The organism is Agrococcus sp. ARC_14, from assembly GCF_022436485.1.
Lineage (GTDB): Bacteria > Actinomycetota > Actinomycetes > Actinomycetales > Microbacteriaceae > Agrococcus.
The window spans coordinates 1,354,766-1,373,135 of sequence record NZ_JAKUDO010000001.1 but is presented as its reverse complement, the minus strand read 5'-3'; the positions used below and the strand labels follow the sequence as shown (position 1 = coordinate 1,373,135).

The 18,370-nt window shown below is 71.3% G+C and carries 18 protein-coding genes and 1 tRNA gene; 10 read left to right on the top strand and 9 right to left on the bottom strand.

Translation table 11 applies throughout. The features are described 5' to 3' along the window. Positions 1-27: 27 nt before the first annotated feature. Positions 28-864 (bottom strand): glutamate racemase, encoded by an 837-nt coding sequence (gene murI / locus MKD51_RS06825; protein WP_240239583.1) that lies wholly within the window; start codon positions 862-864, stop codon positions 28-30. A gap of 146 nt (positions 865-1,010) precedes the next feature. Here murI and MKD51_RS06820 point away from each other — a divergent pair, with 146 nt between their 5' ends. Genes MKD51_RS06820 through MKD51_RS06805 form a run of 4 tightly spaced genes read left to right on the top strand, consistent with a single transcriptional unit; the run spans position 1,011 to position 4,156 of the window. Further along, positions 1,011-1,823, top strand: a complete 813-nt coding sequence (locus MKD51_RS06820) for an ATP-binding cassette domain-containing protein (RefSeq protein ID WP_240239582.1) — start codon at positions 1,011-1,013, stop codon at positions 1,821-1,823. Positions 1,824-1,854: 31 nt separating this feature from the next. Next, the gene (locus tag MKD51_RS06815) at positions 1,855-2,499 is read left to right on the top strand and encodes an ABC transporter permease subunit (protein ID WP_240239581.1); all 645 of its coding nucleotides are present in this window, start codon (positions 1,855-1,857) and stop codon (positions 2,497-2,499) included. Then, positions 2,496-3,194 (top strand): ABC transporter permease, encoded by a 699-nt coding sequence (locus tag MKD51_RS06810; RefSeq protein ID WP_240239580.1) that lies wholly within the window; start codon positions 2,496-2,498, stop codon positions 3,192-3,194. The genes MKD51_RS06815 and MKD51_RS06810 overlap by 4 nt, the downstream gene beginning before the upstream one ends. After that, the gene (locus tag MKD51_RS06805; RefSeq protein WP_240239579.1) at positions 3,191-4,156 is read left to right on the top strand and encodes an ABC transporter substrate-binding protein; all 966 of its coding nucleotides are present in this window, start codon (positions 3,191-3,193) and stop codon (positions 4,154-4,156) included. The genes MKD51_RS06810 and MKD51_RS06805 overlap by 4 nt, the downstream gene beginning before the upstream one ends. An 86-nt stretch (positions 4,157-4,242) precedes the next feature. Here the strand turns inward: MKD51_RS06805 and MKD51_RS06800 are convergent, their stop codons facing one another. The 3 genes from MKD51_RS06800 to MKD51_RS06790 are packed head-to-tail and all read right to left on the bottom strand — an operon-like array spanning position 4,243 to position 6,928. Next, positions 4,243-4,797, bottom strand: a complete 555-nt coding sequence (locus tag MKD51_RS06800; RefSeq protein WP_240239578.1) for a GNAT family N-acetyltransferase — start codon at positions 4,795-4,797, stop codon at positions 4,243-4,245. A 38-nt stretch (positions 4,798-4,835) separates the two neighbouring features. Next, positions 4,836-5,501 carry a response regulator transcription factor gene (locus MKD51_RS06795; RefSeq protein WP_240239577.1) on the bottom strand — a complete coding sequence of 222 codons (666 nt, stop codon included), beginning with the start codon at positions 5,499-5,501 and terminating at the stop codon, positions 4,836-4,838. After that, positions 5,498-6,928: a histidine kinase gene (locus MKD51_RS06790; RefSeq protein ID WP_240239576.1), complete on the bottom strand. Its 1,431-nt coding sequence runs from the start codon at positions 6,926-6,928 to the stop codon at positions 5,498-5,500. The genes MKD51_RS06795 and MKD51_RS06790 overlap by 4 nt, the downstream gene beginning before the upstream one ends. A gap of 108 nt (positions 6,929-7,036) precedes the next feature. Here MKD51_RS06790 and MKD51_RS06785 point away from each other — a divergent pair, with 108 nt between their 5' ends. Both MKD51_RS06785 and MKD51_RS06780 read left to right on the top strand, forming a co-directional pair. Continuing rightward, positions 7,037-7,645 carry a DedA family protein gene (locus MKD51_RS06785; RefSeq protein WP_240239575.1) on the top strand — a complete coding sequence of 203 codons (609 nt, stop codon included), beginning with the start codon at positions 7,037-7,039 and terminating at the stop codon, positions 7,643-7,645. 84 nt (positions 7,646-7,729) lie between these two features. Next, the gene (locus MKD51_RS06780) at positions 7,730-9,034 is read left to right on the top strand and encodes a nicotinate phosphoribosyltransferase (protein WP_346986694.1); all 1,305 of its coding nucleotides are present in this window, start codon (positions 7,730-7,732) and stop codon (positions 9,032-9,034) included. Positions 9,035-9,054: 20 nt separating this feature from the next. Here the strand turns inward: MKD51_RS06780 and MKD51_RS06775 are convergent, their stop codons facing one another. Then, a complete protein-coding gene (locus MKD51_RS06775) occupies positions 9,055-9,345 on the bottom strand; it encodes a DUF3039 domain-containing protein (RefSeq protein ID WP_240239574.1) in 291 nt (96 codons plus the stop codon). 116 nt (positions 9,346-9,461) lie between these two features. Here MKD51_RS06775 and MKD51_RS06770 point away from each other — a divergent pair, with 116 nt between their 5' ends. Then, a complete protein-coding gene (locus MKD51_RS06770) occupies positions 9,462-10,391 on the top strand; it encodes a hypothetical protein (protein ID WP_240239573.1) in 930 nt (309 codons plus the stop codon). A gap of 1 nt (position 10,392) precedes the next feature. On the opposite strand, the gene MKD51_RS16200 is transcribed toward MKD51_RS06770, so the two are convergent. Beyond that, the gene (locus tag MKD51_RS16200) at positions 10,393-11,940 is read right to left on the bottom strand and encodes a trypsin-like peptidase domain-containing protein (protein WP_277603926.1); all 1,548 of its coding nucleotides are present in this window, start codon (positions 11,938-11,940) and stop codon (positions 10,393-10,395) included. A 91-nt stretch (positions 11,941-12,031) separates the two neighbouring features. On the opposite strand from MKD51_RS16200, the gene MKD51_RS06760 reads away from it, so the two are divergent. Continuing rightward, positions 12,032-13,240 carry an aminotransferase class I/II-fold pyridoxal phosphate-dependent enzyme gene (locus tag MKD51_RS06760; protein ID WP_240239572.1) on the top strand — a complete coding sequence of 403 codons (1,209 nt, stop codon included), beginning with the start codon at positions 12,032-12,034 and terminating at the stop codon, positions 13,238-13,240. Between the two features lie 22 nt (positions 13,241-13,262). Here MKD51_RS06760 and MKD51_RS06755 read toward each other — a convergent pair whose 3' ends face one another. Further along, the gene (locus MKD51_RS06755; protein WP_240239571.1) at positions 13,263-14,093 is read right to left on the bottom strand and encodes a carbon-nitrogen hydrolase family protein; all 831 of its coding nucleotides are present in this window, start codon (positions 14,091-14,093) and stop codon (positions 13,263-13,265) included. Positions 14,094-14,166: 73 nt separating this feature from the next. Here MKD51_RS06755 and MKD51_RS06750 point away from each other — a divergent pair, with 73 nt between their 5' ends. Continuing rightward, positions 14,167-14,472 carry a thiamine-binding protein gene (locus MKD51_RS06750; RefSeq protein WP_240239570.1) on the top strand — a complete coding sequence of 102 codons (306 nt, stop codon included), beginning with the start codon at positions 14,167-14,169 and terminating at the stop codon, positions 14,470-14,472. Next, complete coding sequence (locus MKD51_RS06745; RefSeq protein WP_240239569.1) at positions 14,469-15,155, top strand: AIM24 family protein; 687 nt, start codon at positions 14,469-14,471, stop codon at positions 15,153-15,155. Before MKD51_RS06750 ends, MKD51_RS06745 begins: the two co-directional genes overlap by 4 nt. Positions 15,156-15,233: 78 nt before the next feature. Here MKD51_RS06745 and MKD51_RS06740 read toward each other — a convergent pair. Both MKD51_RS06740 and MKD51_RS06735 read right to left on the bottom strand, forming a co-directional pair. Continuing rightward, positions 15,234-15,307 (bottom strand) — tRNA-Met (locus MKD51_RS06740). Between the two features lie 47 nt (positions 15,308-15,354). Next, the gene (locus MKD51_RS06735; protein WP_240239568.1) at positions 15,355-18,348 is read right to left on the bottom strand and encodes a UPF0182 family protein; all 2,994 of its coding nucleotides are present in this window, start codon (positions 18,346-18,348) and stop codon (positions 15,355-15,357) included. Positions 18,349-18,370: the final 22 nt, after the last annotated feature.

The window sequence follows — 18,370 nt, the reverse complement described above, 5'->3', positions numbered from 1 at the left end:
GGTGGGTGCGTGGCCAGCCGGTATCGGTCAGTCCGTGCGGCCGGGCAGCTGGATCACCCCGGTCTGCGTGAACTCCACGTGCGTGACCTCTGGCCCCAGGAAGCGGCGCGCGAGTCGCAGGAAGGGCTCCTGCGCGGCGGTCGTCGCCTCGAACTGGTAGCTCGGCTGCGCATCCGTCGGCGCCAGCAAGTCGCGGTCGCTGAGGATGCGGTAGACGTCGCCCGCGGTCTCCTCGGCGCTCGAGACGAGTCGCACGTCGGGGCCCGCGACGTAGCCGATCGCGCCGGCCAGCAGCGGGTAGTGCGTGCAGCCGAGCACGAGCGTGTCCGGATGCTCGGCCAGCAGCGGCTCGAGGTATTCGTGCGCGGCCTCGAGCACCTCATCGCCGGTGGTGACGCCGGCCTCGACGAACTCCACGAAGCGCGGCGCCGCGGCGGCAGCGACATGCGCCACGCCTGCTTCGGCGAAGGCCCGCTGGTAGGCACCGGAGCCGATCGTGCCGGCGGTGCCGATCACGCCGATGCGGCCCGAGCGGCTCTGCGCGACCGCGGCGCGCACGGCGGGGTGGATGACCTCGACGATCGGGATGCCCATGCCGGTCTCGTAGCGCTCGCGCGCGATGTCGAACATGGCGGCCGATGCGGTGTTGCACGCGATCACGAGCATCTTCACGCCCTGCGCGACGAGCGTGTCGAGCACGTCGAGGGCGAGGTGACGCACGTCATCCTGCGCGCGCGGGCCGTAGGGGCCGTTGGCCGTGTCGCCGATGTAGGTGATCGACTCGGCGGGCAGCTGGTCGATGATCGCGCGCGCCACGGTGAGCCCGCCGACACCGCTGTCGAAGACTCCGATCGGGCGCTGCACGTCGGCAATCCTAGTCGCGGCGGAGCACGGCGGCCCGCGCCGCGACCGGCCACCGCAGTCATCCGACGCCACACTCGCGCCCGCTGTCCCCCGATGTCAGTCCCACCCGGTATCGTCAGCATCCCGGCGATCGGGAGGAGCCCCGCGTGATCGAGTTCGACGCCGTGCGCAAGCAGTACCCCGACGGCACCGTCGCCGTCACAGACTTCAGCCTGCGCATCCCCTCCCACTCCGTGGTCGCGCTCGTCGGCTCCTCCGGCAGCGGCAAGACCACGCTGCTGCGGATGGTGAACCGCATGGTCGAACCCACGAGCGGCAGCGTGCGGATCGACGACGTCGACGTGCGCTCGATGGATCGCGTGCAGCTGCGGCGCTCGATCGGCTACGTGCTGCAGGCGGGCGGCCTGCTGCCCCACCGCACCGTCGCCGACAACATCGCGACCGTGCCGGTGCTCGAGGGCAAGAACCGTCGGGAGGCGAAGGCGGATGCGCTGGGCCTGCTCGAGCGCGTCGGTCTCGACCCTGCGCTCGCCGACCGCTACCCCGCGCAGCTCTCCGGCGGGCAGCAGCAGCGCGTGGGCGTCGCGCGCGCGCTCGCCGCCGACCCCAACATCCTGCTGATGGACGAGCCGTTCGGCGCCGTCGACCCGATCGTGCGCGACCAGCTGCAGGCCGAGATGCGCACGCTGCAGGCCGACATCGGCAAGACGATCCTGTTCATCACCCACGACATCGACGAGGCCTTCGCGCTCGGCGACGAGGTGGTGGTGCTCCGCACCGGCGCAGAGATCGCGCAGCGCGGCACCCCCGCCGAGATCCTCGCCGCGCCGGCAGACGCCTTCGTCTCCAACTTCGTCGGCGCCGAGTCCGCCCGCCGCACCCTGCGCATCCGAGAGGTCGACGGACGCAGCGTGGTCGTCGACGGCGACGACCGCCCGACCGGGGTGCTGTCGGCGTGAGGGCCGCCGTCGCCATGAGGGGCGCAGCGCGATGAACTGGCTGAGCCAGAACCTGCACATCGTCGGCCAGCTGCTGGTCGACCACCTGGTGCTGTCGATCCCGCCGATCCTGCTCAGCCTGCTGATCTCGGTGCCGCTCGGGCGCCTCGCCGCGGGCAGCCCGCGCTGGCGCACGCCGCTGCTGACCGGCACGGGGCTGCTCTACGCGATCCCCTCGCTGCCGCTGTTCATCATCATCCCGGTGATCTTCGGCTTCTCCTTGCGCTCCCCCGCGACCATGATCACGGCGCTCACCCTCTACGGCTGCGCGCTGCTCGTGCGCGGTGCGGCGGATGCCTTCCTGTCGGTGCCCGAGGATGTCCGGCTGGCTGCCGAGGCCACCGGGCACTCGCGCTGGGCGCTGTTCTGGCGCGTGGAGCTGCCGCTCGCAGGACCCGTGCTGCTCTCATCGCTGCGTGTCGTGACGGTCTCGACGGTGAGCCTCGTGACGGTGGGCGCCGTCATCGGCATCTCGAGCCTCGGCACGCTCTTCACCGACGGCTTCCAGCGCAACATCGAGGCCTCGATCCTGACCGGCCTCGTGCTCACGGTCGTGGTCGCCTTCGTGCTCGACGGCCTCTGCGTGCTCGCGGCTCGATTCGCGATGCCCTGGCGACGTGCGGTGGTGCGCGCATGAACCTCCTCGTCGAAGCGATGCAGTGGCTGTTCGACCCCGCCAACTGGACGGGTGCCGGCAACATCGGGCAGCGCATCCTCGAGCACCTGGGCTTCTCGTTGGCGGTGCTGCTCGCCGCCGCAGTGATCGGCATCCCGATCGGCACGATGATCGGGCACACCGGTCGTGGGCGCGGAGCGATCATCGCGATCACCGGTGGCGCACGTGCACTGCCGACGCTCGGCCTGCTGACCCTGCTGGGGCTGGCGTTCGGCATCGGGCTCGAGGCGCCGTTCCTGGCGCTGCTGGTGCTCGCGCTGCCGCCGGTGATCGCCGGCGCCTACGCGGGGGTCGAATCCGTCGACCGCGCGACGGTCGGCGCGGCTCGCGCGATCGGTCTGACCGAGCGGCAGATCCTCACCCGGGTCGAGCTGCCGCTCGCTGCGCCCGTCATCCTCGGCGGCCTGCGCTCGGCCGCGCTGCAGGTCATCTCCACCGCCACCCTGGCTGCCTACATCTCCAACACCGGCCTCGGCAGACCACTGTTCTCGGGGCTCAAGACGCAGGACTACGGCATGATGCTCGGCGCCTCCATCCTCGTCGCACTGCTCTCGCTGATCGTCGAGCTCTGCTTCCAGCTCGTCCAATCCGCGGCGACCCGCCGCGCCGAACCCCATCGCGCACCACGGGGTGCCCGAGAGAGGATCCAGGCATGAACACCACTCCCAGCACCAGAGGTGGCCGCTTCGGCACCATCCGTCGGGCCGGCTTCGCGCTGGCCGCGATGGGCACGGCCGCAGCGCTGCTCGCCGGCTGCGCGAGCGCCGACCCGCTCGAGGAGGGCGGCGAGACCACGCCTCCCGCCGAGGGCGACAGCGCAGCGCTCGTCGTCGGCTCGCAGGCCTACTACTCCAACGAGATCATCGCCGAGCTCTACGCCCAGGCCCTCGAGGCCGACGGCTATGAGATCGATCGCCAGCTGCAGATCGGCCAGCGCGAGGTCTACCTGCCCGAGATCGAGGCCGGGTCGATCGACCTCTTCCCCGAGTACAGCGGGCCGCTGCTGCAGCAGTGGTCGGAGGACCCTGCGGAGCGCACGAGCGACGAGGTCTACAGCGCGCTCGTCGAGGCGGCTCCGGAGGGTCTCACGATCCTCGACCAGGCGCCGGCGACCGACCAGGACTCCTATGTCGTCACGCGCGAGTTCGCCGAGGCGAACGACATCACGACGGTCGCCGACCTGGCGAACGTCGAGGGCGCGCTGACGCTGGGCGCCAACTCCGAGGCAGAGACGCGCCCCAACGGCCCGCAGGGCATCGCCGAGTACTACGGCATCGAGGTCGGATTCACGCCCATCGAGGATTCGGGCGGCCCGCTCACGATCCAGGCGCTGCAGGACGGCGACATCCAGCTCGCCATCGTCTACACCGCCGACCCGACGATCGTCCAGAACGACCTCGTCGTGCTGGAGGACCCGGAGGGGCTCTTCCTGTCCTCCAACGTGGTGCCGGTGGCGAGCGACCGCGTCGACGCCGAGGCGCAGGCGACCGTCAACGAGGTCAGCGCTGCGCTGACCGCCGACGCGCTCGTCGAGCTCAACCGCCAGAGCGTCGAGCAGCAGTCGCCGGCAGCAGACATTGCCCAGGCGTGGCTGGAGGAGCAGGGCTTCCTGGGCTGATCCGTCGCACCACGGTCATCGAGTAGCCCCGCAGGGGCGTATCGAGACGAGTCGGTCGACGTCTCGATACGCCGCCCTGCGGGCGGCTACTCGACGAGCGTGCTGGCCCGCACCATCCTGTGCATCGGGATGTTGCCCCAGGTCGGGCCCGTCTCGACCTGCTCGTCCTGGTGACGGAAGCCGCGCCGCTCGTAGAACCGGGCGGCGCGGCTGTTGCCGTCGATGAGCCACAGGTAGAGCGGCCGCTCGTCGACCACCGCGTCGAACAGCACGGCGCCCAGCCCCGTGCCGTGCATATCAGCGTGCACGTAGAGCCGGTCGAGCTCCCGCTCAGCGGGCGGCGGCACCAGGCCGAGCTCGACCTCCCACCGGCCCGGTGCCGTGCTCGTCGAGGCGATGCCGACGACCCGGTCTCCCTGCCAGGCGATGCGGCGCACGGCCTCGCGCGGCTCGCCGAAGGCACGGGCGAGCCCGACGACGTTCGCCTGGGCGAGCCCCGCGAGCGCGAAGTCGCGCGGCAGTCGCCCGGCATAGGTGCGCAGCTGCTCCTCGACCAGGAACGAGGCCCAAGCGGGCGCATCCTGTGGCGTCGGCTCGCGCAGCTCGACGCCATCCGGCAGGGCTCGGGTGGGATTCGGCACCGGACAACGCTACCGGCAGCAGGCGGTGCCCGGGATGCTCAGTCGCCTTCGGACGAGAGCCCGGCGCGGTAGGCGACGACCGCCGCCTGCACGCGGTTCTCGACGCCGAGCTCGACGAACAGCGCAGACAGATACTGCTTCACCGTGCCCTCCGAGAGATGCAGCGAGCGGGCGATCGCGGCGTTCGCATGCCCGCGCCCGACCTCGCGCAGCAGCTCGCGCTGCCGCGAAGTGAGGCGCGAGACCGCCTCGTGCGCACCGCCGCGCTGCCGTTGGGCCGCCTGCTCCCTGCGGGCGAGCCAGCGTGCCACGCGAGGCGAGAAGGAGCCTCCGCCGTCCGCCAGGGCGTGCACCGCGGCGATGAGGTGGCTCGGCTCATCCGACTTCAGCAGGAACCCGACCGCCCCGCCACCGATCGCCTCGGCGATGAGCTCGTCATCCGAGAAGGTGGTGAGCATCGCGACCGGCAGCTGCGGCTGCTGCCGACGGATCGCGCGCAGTGCCTCGATGCCACTCATGCCCGGCATCTGGATGTCGAGCAGCACGACATCCAGACGATGGGCTCTGACGAGGTCGACTGCCGTGGCACCGTCGTCGGCCTCGCCGGTGACCACGATGGACGGATCCGACGCGAGGATGCTCGCGATGCCCGCGCGCACGAGTCTGTCGTCGTCAGCGAGCAGCACGCGGATCGTGCCGGTCACGGTGCCGGCACCGTCGCGGTCTCGATCACGGCACCGTCGTCGAAGCAGACGACGTACACGTCGGCGCGCTCCGCGAAGCTCACCAGCGCCTCGTAGTAGCGGCATGCGCTGCCTGCCGGCTCCTGCACGAGCTCGCGCGGCGCCTCGAGCATCTCCAGCGGCGGCAGCAGCGGCTCGACCTGCGACTGCGCATCGCCGACCTCGATGGCCGCGAACGCCTCGGGCGAGAGCACCGACATCGTCGTGGCGAGCACGAAGTACCAGCCCCCGACGATCACGATCGCGGCGACGATCGCGAGCGGCAGCAGCACCGCGCGCCGGCTCGCACCCATGCGCTGCGCGCTCGCCTGTGAGCGCTGCTCCTCGACGGCGGCCGCCGCCCCGGTGGGCGCCTGCGGCTCCGGATGCGTCGGCACGGTCATGGTGACGACGAACGCGCCGTCGGTCTCGCCCGTGACGACCTCGCCACCGAGCACCTCCGCCCGATGCCGCAGCCCGAGCAGTCCGAAGCCGCCGGTGCGCTGGGTCGCGCCGGAGCGCTCCGGCAGGTCGTTGCGCATCGTGACGCGCACCAGCTCGGCGGTCGCCCCGACCTCGAGCGCGACCGCGCTGCCGGGCGCGTGCCTCGCGGCGTTCGCCATCCCTTCCTCCACCAGGCGGGTCACCGCGGCCGCCGCGCTCGCGCCGACCCCTGCCGGCCAGCGCTCCGGCATCGTCGCGTGCACCTCGATGCCAGCCGCGCGAGCCCGCTCGAGGGCGGCTTCGACGCTCGGCAGCTCGTGCTCGGCGCCTCGCGAGGGGTCGCGCAGCAGCTGCACCGTGCGCCCCAGCTGCTCCGCCGCCTCGGCTGCGCCGGCGCGGACCTCCAGGATCTCTGCCCGTGCGGGCGCCGGCAGGCTGTCGTCGAGCGAGAGCCGAGCGAGGCGCACGGCGATCAGCGTCAGCTGATGCCCGAGCCCGTCGTGCATCTCGGCAGCGATCGAGGCGCGCTCCCGCTGCTGCGTGCGCTCGGTCGATGCGTCACGTGCCCGTGCTTCCGATGTCGCGAGCGCCCAGCCCCGTTCGATGAACGCGCGGCGCTGCCGCCCGGCCCGGACGATGCCGAGCGGCACCACCAGCGCGAGCGCGATCGCGAGGCCACCGACCACGGCGTTCGCGAGCGCGACGGGCGTGAGGCCCATGAACAGGGCCGACACGACGGCGCCGGCGACCGCCGCTGCCCCGATCAGCAGCGGCGACGTCGAGCCCGGCAGCACGGCAGCCGCGATCGCGGCCGCAGCCACCAGCGCGAGGGCGAGCAGGGGCTCGGTCGCCAGCAGCTGGTAGGCGACGGCGCTCAGCACGGCACTCGCGAGCGCCACACCAGCGGCACGTGCGCCGCGGCTGAGTCGGCGCCGCTGCGGCGATGTGCGAGAGATGCGGTCCATCCGTCGAACGTACAAGCGGCGCCTCGCGGCCCACCACTGACGATCGTCAGTGCACGTGCATCCGATCGGCAGTGTCCGCCGCGAGGTGCCACTTCTTAGCGTCGAAGCATGATCGATCTCATCCGCGCGGCGCTCGACGCCGCCAGCGAGCAGGTGGCGCTCGTGCTCGCAGCCGTCGCGCTCTGCTCAGCGCTGGATGCGGCCCTCGGCCTCGGCGTCCTCCTCCCCGGCGAGACCGGCGTGGTGCTGGGCGCCATCGCGCTCGCCGACTCCCCTCCTGCCGTCGCCGCGGCCGTCATCGCGGCCGCGAGCGGCGCCTTCGCGGGCGACCACATCGGCTTCGCGGTCGGCCGACGGTTCGGCCCGGCGCTGCGGGAGACCAGGCTGGTGCGCCGGCTCGGCATCCAGCACTGGGATGCGGCCCGCGCCTTCGTCGCCCGCAGCGTCTGGGCCATCATCGTCGCCCGCCTGCTGCCGGGCGTGCGCACCTTCGTCTCGGCTGCAGCGGGTGCCTCAGCGATGCCCTACCGACGCTTCGCGCTCGTCAGCGGCGTCGCCGCGCTGCTCTGGGCAGGCATCTGGGTGGTCGGCGGCGCCGTCGTCGGCAGCGCGCTGCTCGAGCTCGCGGAGCGCAGCACGCTCCCGGTCCTGCTCGGCGCGCTGGCGCTGGTGCTGGTGGTGCTGCTGGTCCGGCGGCGCCCGCGCGCGGCGCGCTGAGCCACGCGCTCACAGCCACGCCCGCGCCCGCGCTCCCGCGCTCGCTCTCGGGGCTCTCCGCTGCGCATCTCGTAGCATGGCCTCGTGACCGACACCGCGCTCATGACCGACCGCTACGAGCTGACGATGATCGATGCCGCGCTGCGCAACGGCACGGCATTCCGGCCCTCCGTCTTCGAGGTGTTCGGCAGACGACTGCCCGGTGCCCGCCGCTACGGCGTCGTCGCGGGCACGGGTCGCTTCCTCGAGCGCCTCGCCGAGTTCCGCTTCGGCGACGCCGAGCTCGCCTTCCTGCGCGACAACGAGGTCGGCTCGAGCGAGCTCATCGACTGGCTCGCCGACTACCGCTTCACCGGCAGCATCCGCGGCTACGCCGAGGGCGAGCTCTATTTCCCCGGCTCCCCCATCCTGGTCGTCGAGGGCTCGTTCGCCGAGGCCGTCGTGCTCGAGACCGTCGCCCTCTCGGTGCTCAACTACGACTCGGCTGTCGCCAACGCCGCCACCCGCATGGTGCGCGCAGCCAAGGGCCGCCCGATCGCCGAGATGGGCTCGCGGCGCGCCAACGAGGAGGCGGCCGTCGCCGCAGCTCGTGCCGCCTACATCGCAGGCTTCTCCGCCACCTCCAACCTCGCGGCCGGGGCCCGCTGGGGCATCCCCACCATGGGCACCGCCGCGCACTCGTTCACGCTGCTGCACGACTCCGAGGCCGAGGCCTTCCAGGCGCAGATCGACGTGCTCGGCGTCGGCACGACGCTGCTGGTGGACACGTACGACATCGAGCAGGGCATCCGCACCGCTGTCGAGGTCGCCGGCACGAAGCTCGGCGGCATCCGCCTCGACTCGGGCGATCTGGCGGAGGTCGCCGGAGAGGCGCGGCAGCTGCTCGACTCGCTCGGCGCAACTGACACCCGCATCACGGTCACGAGCGACCTCGACGAGTACGCGATCGCCGGCCTGCAGGCGAGCCCGGTGGATGCCTACGGCGTCGGCACGAGCGTTGTCACCGGCTCCGGCGCACCCGCGGCCGGCATGGTCTACAAGCTCGTCGCACGTCAGGGTGACGACGGCGGATGGGTCGGCGTCGCGAAGCAGTCGGAGGACAAGGCATCGAAGGGCGGCGAGAAGGTCGCGGTGCGCACCATCGAGCACGGCGTCGCCGTCGAGGAGACGGTGCTGCTGGGCGACGACGTCGCACCGGCGGACGCGATCGCGCGCGGACGCGCGCTGCAGGTGCAGCTGGTCACCGACGGACGCATCGACGAGCAGTGGATGGGCGCCGTCGGGGTCGCGACCGCTCGCGAGCGCCATGCCGCCTCGGTGGCCGAGCTGCCGGCCGACGCGCACCGCCTGGCGCGCGGCGAGCCTGCGCTCCCCACGGTCTTCCGCTGACGCATCCGACCCGAGCCGGCTTACTCGGTGCGGAGCTTCTCGTAGATCGCCTTGCAGCTGGGGCAGATCGGGAACTTCTCCGGGTCGCGGCCCGGCGTCCACTTCTTGCCGCACAGCGCGCGCACTGCCTTGCCGGAGAGCGCGGACTGCAGGATCTTCTCCTTCTTCACGTAGTGGGAGAAGCGATCATGGTCGCCGTCCTCGACCGACTCCTCGTTGAGCAGCTGCTCGAGCTCGCGGTCGAGCACATCGGTGCCGCCGCCGGCGCCGATCGTGTCCGGTCCGGATGTGTCGGGTCCTGTCGTGGTCATGCCACCATGATCCCACGCTCGCGACGCCGACGCTCAGCCCACTCACTGCCGAGGTGCGCGACCATGCTCTCCGGCGCTCGCGGGGGGCGCGCGCCGCACAGACGAAGGGGGAACCGATGGGTGACATCGAATCGAACGAGGATCTCGGCTGGATGATGAAGACGCTCGAGGGCATCCTCGGCGTGCAGCGCCCGCTCGTCGTCAACCACCTGCGCGGGCTGCGCCGCAAGCACCCTGACCTCACGCCCGAGCAGGTCATCAAGCGGCTCGAGCGGCAGTACCTCGCTGCGGTCTCGACCGGTGGTGCAGCCGTCGGAGCCACCGCGGTCGCTCCCGGCATCGGCACGGCCGCCGCGCTCGGCCTCACGGTCGCGGAGACTGCCGGGTTCCTCGAGGCGAGCGCCTTCTTCGGCCAGGCCGTCACCGAGGTGCACGGCATCGCCGTCCACGACGAGCAGCGCGCGAAGGCGCTCGTGATGGGCCTCATGCTCGGCGCAGGCGGCCAGTCGCTCGTGAAGCGCGCAGCCGAGCAGGCGCTCGGCCGCGGCGGCATCCCCGGCGGCACCTACTGGGGGCAGATGATCACCTCGGTCCTGCCCTCGGGCGCGATGGGCCAGGTGATCGACTACATGCGCCGCGCGTTCCTGCGCAGAATGGCCCGCAACACCGGTGCCTCGATGGTCGGCCGCGCCATGCCCTTCGGCATCGGCGCCGTGATCGGCGGCGTCGGCAACAACATCCTCGGTCGCCAGGTCGTGAAGGCCGCGCGCGAGGCCTTCGGCCCCGCTCCGCTGCAGTTCGACGCCAACCTCGCACCCCGCATCAAGGAGGTGCGTCCGAGCCTCGGCCAGCGCATCACGGAGGCGCGTCAGATCGAGCGCGAGGGCCTCGGCGGCGGCCTGCGCCGCATGCGAGAGCGCCGGGCCGCGCAGGACGACGTCGTGATCGGCACGGACGACGTGCCCGGCGCATCCGGACAGCCGAACGGCGCGCCGCCGGCAGATGCGCCGGGCGACGCGCCGTCGGACGAGCGACGCGAGGGCTGAGTCAGCTCAGCGCTCCGAGCGTCACCTGCGCCTCGGCCTCCTGGCCGTCGCGCTGGTAGGTGACGGTGACGTCGGTGCCCGCCGCGTGCGAGCGCACCTGCGCCGTGGCGTCGACCGCGCCGGTGATCGGCTGACCGTCGATCTGCGTGATCACGTCGCCAGCCTGCAGCCCACCGGCTGCGGCCGCGCCGCCGTCGCTGAGCTCCTGCACCTGCGCGCCGACCGTGCCGACGGATGCGTCGGTCACGTCGCTCACGGTGGCGCCCAGCAGGCCGTGGCTCGCCTCGCCCGTCGAGATGATCTCCTCGACCACCCGCTGCACGAGGCTCGCCTCGATGGCGAAGCCGATGCCGATCGATCCGGCCGACTCCGAGCTCGACGAGCCCATGCTCGCGATCGCGACGTTCACGCCCACGAGCTGGCCGGAGGCGTTCAGCAGCGCGCCTCCCGAGTTGCCGGGGTTGATCGACGCATCCGTCTGCACGACCGGGATCGAGATCTCCTCCTGCGCGCCCTGGGCGCCGTTCTCCTGCCAGAAGCCGAAGGGCGACTGCTCGGTCTGCTGGTCGTCCTCGCCCTCCGGGGCGGCGCTCGAGGCGATGCGGAGCCCGCGATCCACCGCGGAGACGATGCCATCGGTGACGGAGTTCGACAGGCCGAGCGGTGCGCCGATCGCGATCGCGGTGTCACCCACCCGCACGTCGTCGCTGGAGGCGAAGGTCACGACCGGCAGATCGGCGTCGACCTTGATGACGGCCAGGTCGACGACCGGGTCGGTGCCGACGATCTCGGCCGCCAGCAGGCGGCCGTCGCTGGTCTCGACCGTGATCTGCGCGTCGGCGGTCTGGCCGTCGAGCGTCACGACGTGGTTGTTCGTGACGATATAGCCGCCTGCGGCGACGGCGACGCCGGAGCCCTCGCCGGAGGCGTCCTGCGAAGCGGCGCGCACGGTGACGACGGATGGGCCGGCCGCGGCCGCGACGTCGGAGATCGTGCCGGGGTCGGAGACGGCCTCGCCGCCGGGGGCGCCGCCGGGTGTGTCGTCGGAGGGCGCCGTCTGCGTCTGCGGCTGCCAGCTGCTCGCCAGCGACCCGCCGCCGAAGCCTGCGACGCCGCCGATCAGCACCGCGGCGATGAGCCCGGTGACGACGAGCCCCGTGCGCCGGCGGGGCCGCTCCGTGGCGGGCGCGTGCGCGGTCGCGGTGCCCCCGTTTGAGTACATCGGCTGGTAGGACTGCGTCGCAGCGGTCTGGTCGTGCTGCGCGACGCCGAAGGCGGCGCCGTCGTACGCCGGCGTGGACGCGGCCGGCGTGCTCGCCTGGGGCGTCGGCGCCTGCCAGCGCTGCCATTGCTCGCCGCCGGGCTGCGGCTGGCTGCCGGCCTGCGGCTGGCCGCCGGGCTGCGGCTGTGGCGGCTGCGCGGCCGGCGCATGCTGGCCAGGCTGCTGGCCGGCATGCGGCTGCTGACCTGGCTGCTGATACGGCTGGTTGGGCTGCGGCTGGCCCTGCGGCGCCATCGGGTTGGGCACGCTGTCGTACGGGTTCGTCATGGGCTCCACCGTGCCACCGCAAACCATGCGATTCCTACGTGAGCGCGATGTCGCCCGTTCGGAACGACTCGGAAGCAGGTAGCGTCGGACTATGGAACAGGCACCCTGGCAGCGAGCCGCAGCGGGCGCGGGACTGCTCGGTGCTGATGGTCGGCTGGCTCCGACGATCTTCGCCGAGATGACCGCCCTTGCCACGCAGACATCCGCCCTCAACCTCGGGCAGGGCTTCCCCGACGAGGACGGCCCGCGCGCCGTGCTCGATGCCGCGAAGCACGCGATCGACCACGGCAGGAACCAGTACGGTCCCGCCCGCGGGGCACCAGAGCTGGTCGACGCGATCATCGAGCACCAGCGCCGCTTCTACGGCATCGGGCTCGGCCGCGGCGACGTGCTCGTGACCGCGGGGGCGACCGAGGCGCTGGCGGCGACGATGCTGGCCTACCTCAACCCCGGCGACGAGGTGATCGTCTTCGAGCCGTACTACGACGCCTACGCGGCCGTCGCGGCACTCGCCGGCGCGGTGCTCGTGCCGGTGCCGCTCGCAGCACCCGACTTCCAGCCCGACATCGACAGGCTGCAGCGCGCCACGACGCCGCGCACGAAGCTCATCATCGTCAACTCGCCGCACAATCCGACCGGATCGGTGTTCACCGAGGAGACCATGCGGCACATCATCCGCGTGGCCGAGCGACGCGACGCGATCATCGTCACCGACGAGGTCTATGAGCACCTGGTCTACGACGACCAGCACGTGCCGCTCGCCTCCTTCGACGCCGCGCGCGAGCGGCTCGTCTCGATCTCCTCCGCCGGCAAGACCTTCTCGGTCACCGGCTGGAAGGTCGGCTGGATCATGTCGACGCCCGAGCGCATCGCGCAGATCGGCGCTGTGAAGCAGTACCTGACGTTCGTCAACGGCGCGCCCTTCCAGCCCGCGGTCGCCGTTGGCCTGCGCCTGCCGGACGAGCACTTCGACACGATCGTCGCGTCGTTCGCGCGCAAGCGCGACATCCTCACGCGCGGCCTGCGCAAGGCCGGCTTCACGGTGCACGACGCGAACGCCGGCTACTTCGTGCTCGCCGATGCGGCGCCACTCGGCATCGAGGATGCCACCGCGCTCGCCCGACGGCTGCCGGAGCTCGTCGGTGTCGTCGGCGTGCCGCTGTCGGCGCTCGCACGACCGTCGCGCCGCGATCTGCGCTCGACGCTGCGCTTCGCCTTCTGCAAGTCGGACGACACGCTGCATGAGGCGTCCTCGCGCCTGGCGGGCCTCAAGGACGCCGTGCTCGAGCCCGCACGCTAGCGAGCGCCCCGGCGCCGCCCGCTCAGGCCACGCGGTAGCGGCGGTTCGCGAGCGAGGGGTTGCGCGCGCGCGTGCGCTCCACGAGCGCAGGGTCGATGACCGCGATCGCGATGCCCTCCTCATCGCCGAGCGCGGCGAGCGGCACACCCATCGGGTCCGCGATGAGCGAGCAGCCGACGCCCAGCGGCGGCGCCTGGTCGGCCGCCACCACGTGCACGGTCGACTCGATCGCGCGCGCGGTCACGAGCGTCGTCCAGTGCCGCTCCTTCTGCGGCCCGCGCACCCACTCGGCGGGCACGACGACGACGTCGGCCCCCGCATCCACGAGTCGTCTCGTCGTCTCAGGGAAGCGCAGGTCGTAGCAGGTCTCGATGCCGATGCGGGTGCCGAAGGCCTCCACGACGGGCGTCTGCGCGGGATCGCCCGCGGTGAGCCAGTCGGATTCCCTGGAGCCGAACGCGTCATAGAGGTGCACCTTGCGGTAGGCCTCACGGATGCCGGATGCGTCGACGGCGACGACCGTGTTCGAGACGCGGGCATCGCCATCGTCGGTGCCGAGTCGCTCCACGAGGCCGGCGATCACGAGTGCGCCGTGCGCGGCCGCCCGCTCCTGCAGCATGGTGACGAAGGGGCCGTCGAGCAGCTCTGCCGCCGCCGGAGCGGTCGCGGCGAGATCCTTGGAGCAGTGCTGCGAGTACTCCGGCAGCACGATCAGGCGCGCACCGCGAGCCGCAGCCAGGTCGATCCAGCGCGCGGCGGCGGCACGGTTCTGGGCCGGCTCCTCCCCCGGTGCCCACTGCACGGCTGCCGCCAGCAGCATCCCGTCTCGAGGTGCCTGTTCGCTCTGCTGCATGCCATCAGCCTAGGACGCGTCGCTCGCGCGCTCAGGATCGGGGTGCCAGGATCAGTGCGACGAAGGGAGCAGGATGCTCGTCGCATTCTCCGTAGCACCAGGCACCGCCGGCCCAGACGGCTCGGTGCACGACGCCGTCGCCGCCGCCGTGCAGGTGGTCCGCGACAGCGGGCTGCCGAACCGCACCGACGCGATGTTCACGACCATCGAGGGTGGGTGGGATGAGGTGTTCGACGTCGTCAAGCGCGCGACCGACGCCGTGCTGGCGGTCTCGCCCCGGGCGTCCCTCGTCATCAAGGCCGACATCCGACCCGGATGGACGGGAGAGCTCGACGGCAAGGTCGTCAGGCTGGAGCAAGCCCTGGAGGGGGACGCATGAGATCAGAGCTGTTCGCTGAGGCGAATCAGGAGCGCCAGTCGACGGAGCGCTGGGTCAAGCAGTCGAGCAAGATGCTGCGGATCAACGTGTCGGGTGGCCGCGACGTGCTCGCGGCCAAGGGAGCGATGGTCGCCTATCAGGGGCAGGTCGAGTTCCAGCACGAGGGTGCCGGTGCCGGCCGGATGCTCAAGAAGCTCGTCACCGGCGAGGGCACCTCGCTGATGCGCGTGCGCGGCGAGGGCGAGGTCTTCTTCGCGCGCGACGCTGCGAACGTCTTCACCGTGCAGCTGGAGAACGAGGGGCTGTCGGTGAACGGCAGGAACCTGCTCGCCTTCGACCCCGACCTGCAGTGGGACATCAAGATGCTGCGGAGCGGCAACATCCTGGCCGGCGGGCTCTTCAACGTCGAGATCGGCGGCAACGGCACGATCGGCCTCTCCTGCGAGGGCCAGCCGCTGCTGCTCGACTGCTCGCAGCAGCCGACCTTCGTCGACCCGAATGCCGCAGTGTGCTGGTCGTCGTCCTTGAGCCCGTCGGTCGTCAACAGCATGAACATGCGCTCGATGCTGCGAGGCGGCTCGGGCGAGGCGTTCCAGCTCGCGTTCCACGGCCCCGGCTTCGTGGTGGTGCAGCCGAGCGAGGGGCGACCAGAGGTCTCCGGCTCGAACGGCGGCAGCCGCTAGCCCAGCAGGCTCCGGACAAACCAGAAGAGGCGCCCTCACGGGCGCCTCTTCTGTGTGCCGCAGTTCGCGGACTTCTTGTTGCGGGGACAGGATTTGAACCTGCGACCTCCGGGTTATGAGCCCGGCGAGCTACCGAACTGCTCCACCCCGCGGCACAAGAAGAAACGTTACCAGGGGGTTCGCCGGAGGGCAAATCGGGCTAGGGCGCCGGGGACTCCTCAGGCGCCGTCGTCTCCTCCGGAGGGGCAGAGTCCTCCGGCGCGGCGGTCTCCTCCGGAGCCGCCTCGCCCTCGATCTGCGCCGACAGCGTCAACGCCGTCTGCAGCGCTGCGGTGAGTCGACCGTCGGCCTCTGCGGCAGCCACGAGGTCGTTCTCGGCGTAGGCGGCCTGACGCTCCTGGAGCGCCGTGCCGGCCTGCGCGATCGCGGCATCGAGCTGCGCCTGCAGGCTGCCCTCCGGAGCAGGCTCCTCGCCTTCGCCCTCGCCCTCGCCCTCGGGGTTCGTCGGATCCACTCCCGAGTCGCCGGCATCGGCTCCCGAGTCACCGCCGAAGAGCGAGTCGAGCGCCTCATCGAGCGTGTCCTCGAAGGCGATGTCGTCACCGAACGCGACCAGGATCTTCCGCAGCACCGGGAACGAGGTCGCACCGGTCGACTGCAGGTAGACAGGCTGCACGTAGAGCAGTCCGCCACCGACCGGGAGGGTGAGCAGGTTGCCGTTGATCACCTCAGACGCGCCCTGTCTCAGCAGGTTCAGCTCCCGCGAGACCTCATCGTCGGTGTCGAAGGTGTTCTGCACCTGGCCTGGTCCCGGGATCGATCTGTCCTTCGGCAGCATCTGCAGCGTCAGCTGCCCGTAGGAGTCATCGACCTCTCCATCCGCGCCGCCGGCATCCGCGTTCACCGACAGATAGCCGTACAGCACGTTGCGGCCATCCCGTGGGATGAATGTCGAGTACAGCGTGAACGCCGGATCCTGCCCGTCCACCGACATCGTCAGGTAGTACGGCGGCTGCGGCGGTGCCCCTTCGGTGTTGTCAGCGGTCGGCTCGGTCGGCGTGGACCACTGGTCGTCGCCGGAGAAGAACGTCGCCGGGTTCGTGACGTGGTAGTCGCCCAGGATCGAGCGCTGCAGCTTGAACATGTCGGCCGGGTAGCGCACGTGGCTCATGAGGTCGCCGGAGATCTCGCTGATCGGGTGGATCGTGCCGGGGTAGATCGCGCTCCAGGCCTGGAGGATCGGATCCTCCGGATCCCAGGCGTACAGCGTGACCGAGCCGTCGTAGGCATCCACCACGGCCTTCACCGAGTTGCGCACGTAGTTGACGATGTCGTCGGCCGCGGGAGTCGGGCTCGCGTTCGTCGTGTCGGCGATGGTGCGCGCGATCGACTGGTGCGTCGAGTACGGATACGACGAGGAGGTCGTCATGCCGTCCACGACCCAGACGAGCCGGTCATCGACCACCGCCGGGTAGGTGTCGGAGTCGAGCGTCAGATAGGGCGCGACCGCCGCGACGCGCTCGCGCGGGTCACGGTCGTAGAGGATCTGCGACTGGTCGGTCACCGCATCCGACAGGATGATCTGCTCGGACTGGAACTTCAGCGCGTAGACGAGGCGGTTGAAGATGTTGTCGAGCATCGGGCCGCCCTCGCCCGCGAAGGTGGTCTCGGCGTTGCCGCTGCCCTCGTCGCTCGAGCGTGGGTAGTCGAGCTCGAGGTTGGGCGAGCCCTCCGGGCCGCCGACGATCGAGTAGTCGGGCATCGACTCGCCGAAGTACACGCGCGGCTCGTACTCGCCGAGCGCGCCGTCGGTGGGGATGCCGGACTGCAGGAAGACCGGCTGACCCTCAGGGCCGCGCTGGTTGCCATAGGCGGCCACCACGCCGTATCCGTGCGTGTAGACGATGTGGCGGTTGTACCAGCTGTCGTCGTCGAGCCCGGAGAGATCGAGCTCACGGACGGCGATGACGGTGTCCTGCGTCTGGCCGTCGATCTCGTAGCGGTCGACGTCGAGCTGCTCGGGGAAGCCGTAGTACGGGCGGTACTCCTCCAGGTTGGCGAACGCGTTCGTCACCAGCGCCGGGTCGATGATGCGGATGTTCGCCGTCGTCTCGGCGTCCGCACGCAGGGCTCCGGGCTCGGCGTCCGTGCGCGCATCCGACGAGGTCTCGACCATGCCGTCGACCCCCCAGGCGGAGCGGGTGGCGTCGATGTTGCGCTGGATGTACTCGGCCTCGAGCGTCCTGGCGCTCGGGTCGACCTGGAAGCGCTGCATGATCGCCGGGTAGGCGACGCCCACGACCAGCGACGCCGCGATGAGCAGCGCGGTGCCGACGATCGCGATGCGCCAGCGGCCGATGATCGCCGTGACGATGAAGAAGATCGCGACGACGGCCGCGATGCCCGCGAGGATCTGCGCGGCAGGGATCGCCGCGTTCACCTCTGTCCAGCCTGCACCGGTCGCGAGGAAGCCCTGCGAGGTCTGCGCGAGCGTGGCGTACTGGCCGAGCCAGATCGAGACGCCCAGGACGAGCATGTAGAGCGCGACGATGACGGCGAGCTGGATGCGCGCGGAGCGGGAGATGCGGAACTCGCGGCCCGTGATGCGGATCGCGCCGTAGAGGTAGGCGGTCGCGAGCGTGGCGACACCGGCGATGAACAGCACCGCGAGCGCGAAGCCGACGATCTGCTGATAGAAGGGCAGCTCGAAGACGTAGAAGCTCGCGTCAAGGCCGAACTGCGGGTCGACCTGGCCGAACGGCTGGCGGTTGAGCCAGAGCTGCGCGCTCTCCCACTGCGAGGCGGAGGCGACGCCGGCGAACAGGCCCAGCGCGACGGGGGCCGCCCACATCACGACCTTGCGCAGCGGCTCGACGAGCTCCTGGTAGCGGTCGAGCTGCGAGTTCAGCTGCGCGTAGACCGGCCGCGAGCGGAAGGCGATCTGCACGGCCAGCGCGATCGGCAGCGCCATCGCCACGAACCCGATCAGGAACATCACCGTGATGGAGAGCCAGCGCGTCTGCAGGACCTGCACGAAGCCCAGCTGATCGAACCAGAGCACATCGGCGTAGAAGCCGGAGAAGAGGACGAACGCACCGATGATGGCGGCGACGATCAGGACCGTGATCAGCAGCGGAGACGGTCGCTGCCTCCCGGTCGTCGCGGCGGTCGGTCGTTCGGCGTTGGCAGACACGTCGTTTTGCTCCAAAGGCTGT

Coding starts and splice junctions, on each gene's coding strand:
- MKD51_RS06815 (WP_240239581.1), top strand. CDS start 1,855: ATGAACTGGCTGAGCCAGAACCTGCACATCGTCGGCCAGCTGCTGGTC.
- MKD51_RS06810 (WP_240239580.1), top strand. CDS start 2,496: ATGAACCTCCTCGTCGAAGCGATGCAGTGGCTGTTCGACCCCGCCAAC.
- MKD51_RS06805 (WP_240239579.1), top strand. CDS start 3,191: ATGAACACCACTCCCAGCACCAGAGGTGGCCGCTTCGGCACCATCCGT.
- MKD51_RS06790 (WP_240239576.1), bottom strand. CDS start 6,928: ATGGACCGCATCTCTCGCACATCGCCGCAGCGGCGCCGACTCAGCCGC.
- MKD51_RS06785 (WP_240239575.1), top strand. CDS start 7,037: ATGATCGATCTCATCCGCGCGGCGCTCGACGCCGCCAGCGAGCAGGTG.
- MKD51_RS06775 (WP_240239574.1), bottom strand. CDS start 9,345: ATGACCACGACAGGACCCGACACATCCGGACCGGACACGATCGGCGCC.
- MKD51_RS06770 (WP_240239573.1), top strand. CDS start 9,462: ATGGGTGACATCGAATCGAACGAGGATCTCGGCTGGATGATGAAGACG.
- MKD51_RS16200 (WP_277603926.1), bottom strand. CDS start 11,940: ATGACGAACCCGTACGACAGCGTGCCCAACCCGATGGCGCCGCAGGGC.
- MKD51_RS06760 (WP_240239572.1), top strand. CDS start 12,032: ATGGAACAGGCACCCTGGCAGCGAGCCGCAGCGGGCGCGGGACTGCTC.
- MKD51_RS06755 (WP_240239571.1), bottom strand. CDS start 14,093: ATGCAGCAGAGCGAACAGGCACCTCGAGACGGGATGCTGCTGGCGGCA.
- MKD51_RS06750 (WP_240239570.1), top strand. CDS start 14,167: ATGCTCGTCGCATTCTCCGTAGCACCAGGCACCGCCGGCCCAGACGGC.
- MKD51_RS06745 (WP_240239569.1), top strand. CDS start 14,469: ATGAGATCAGAGCTGTTCGCTGAGGCGAATCAGGAGCGCCAGTCGACG.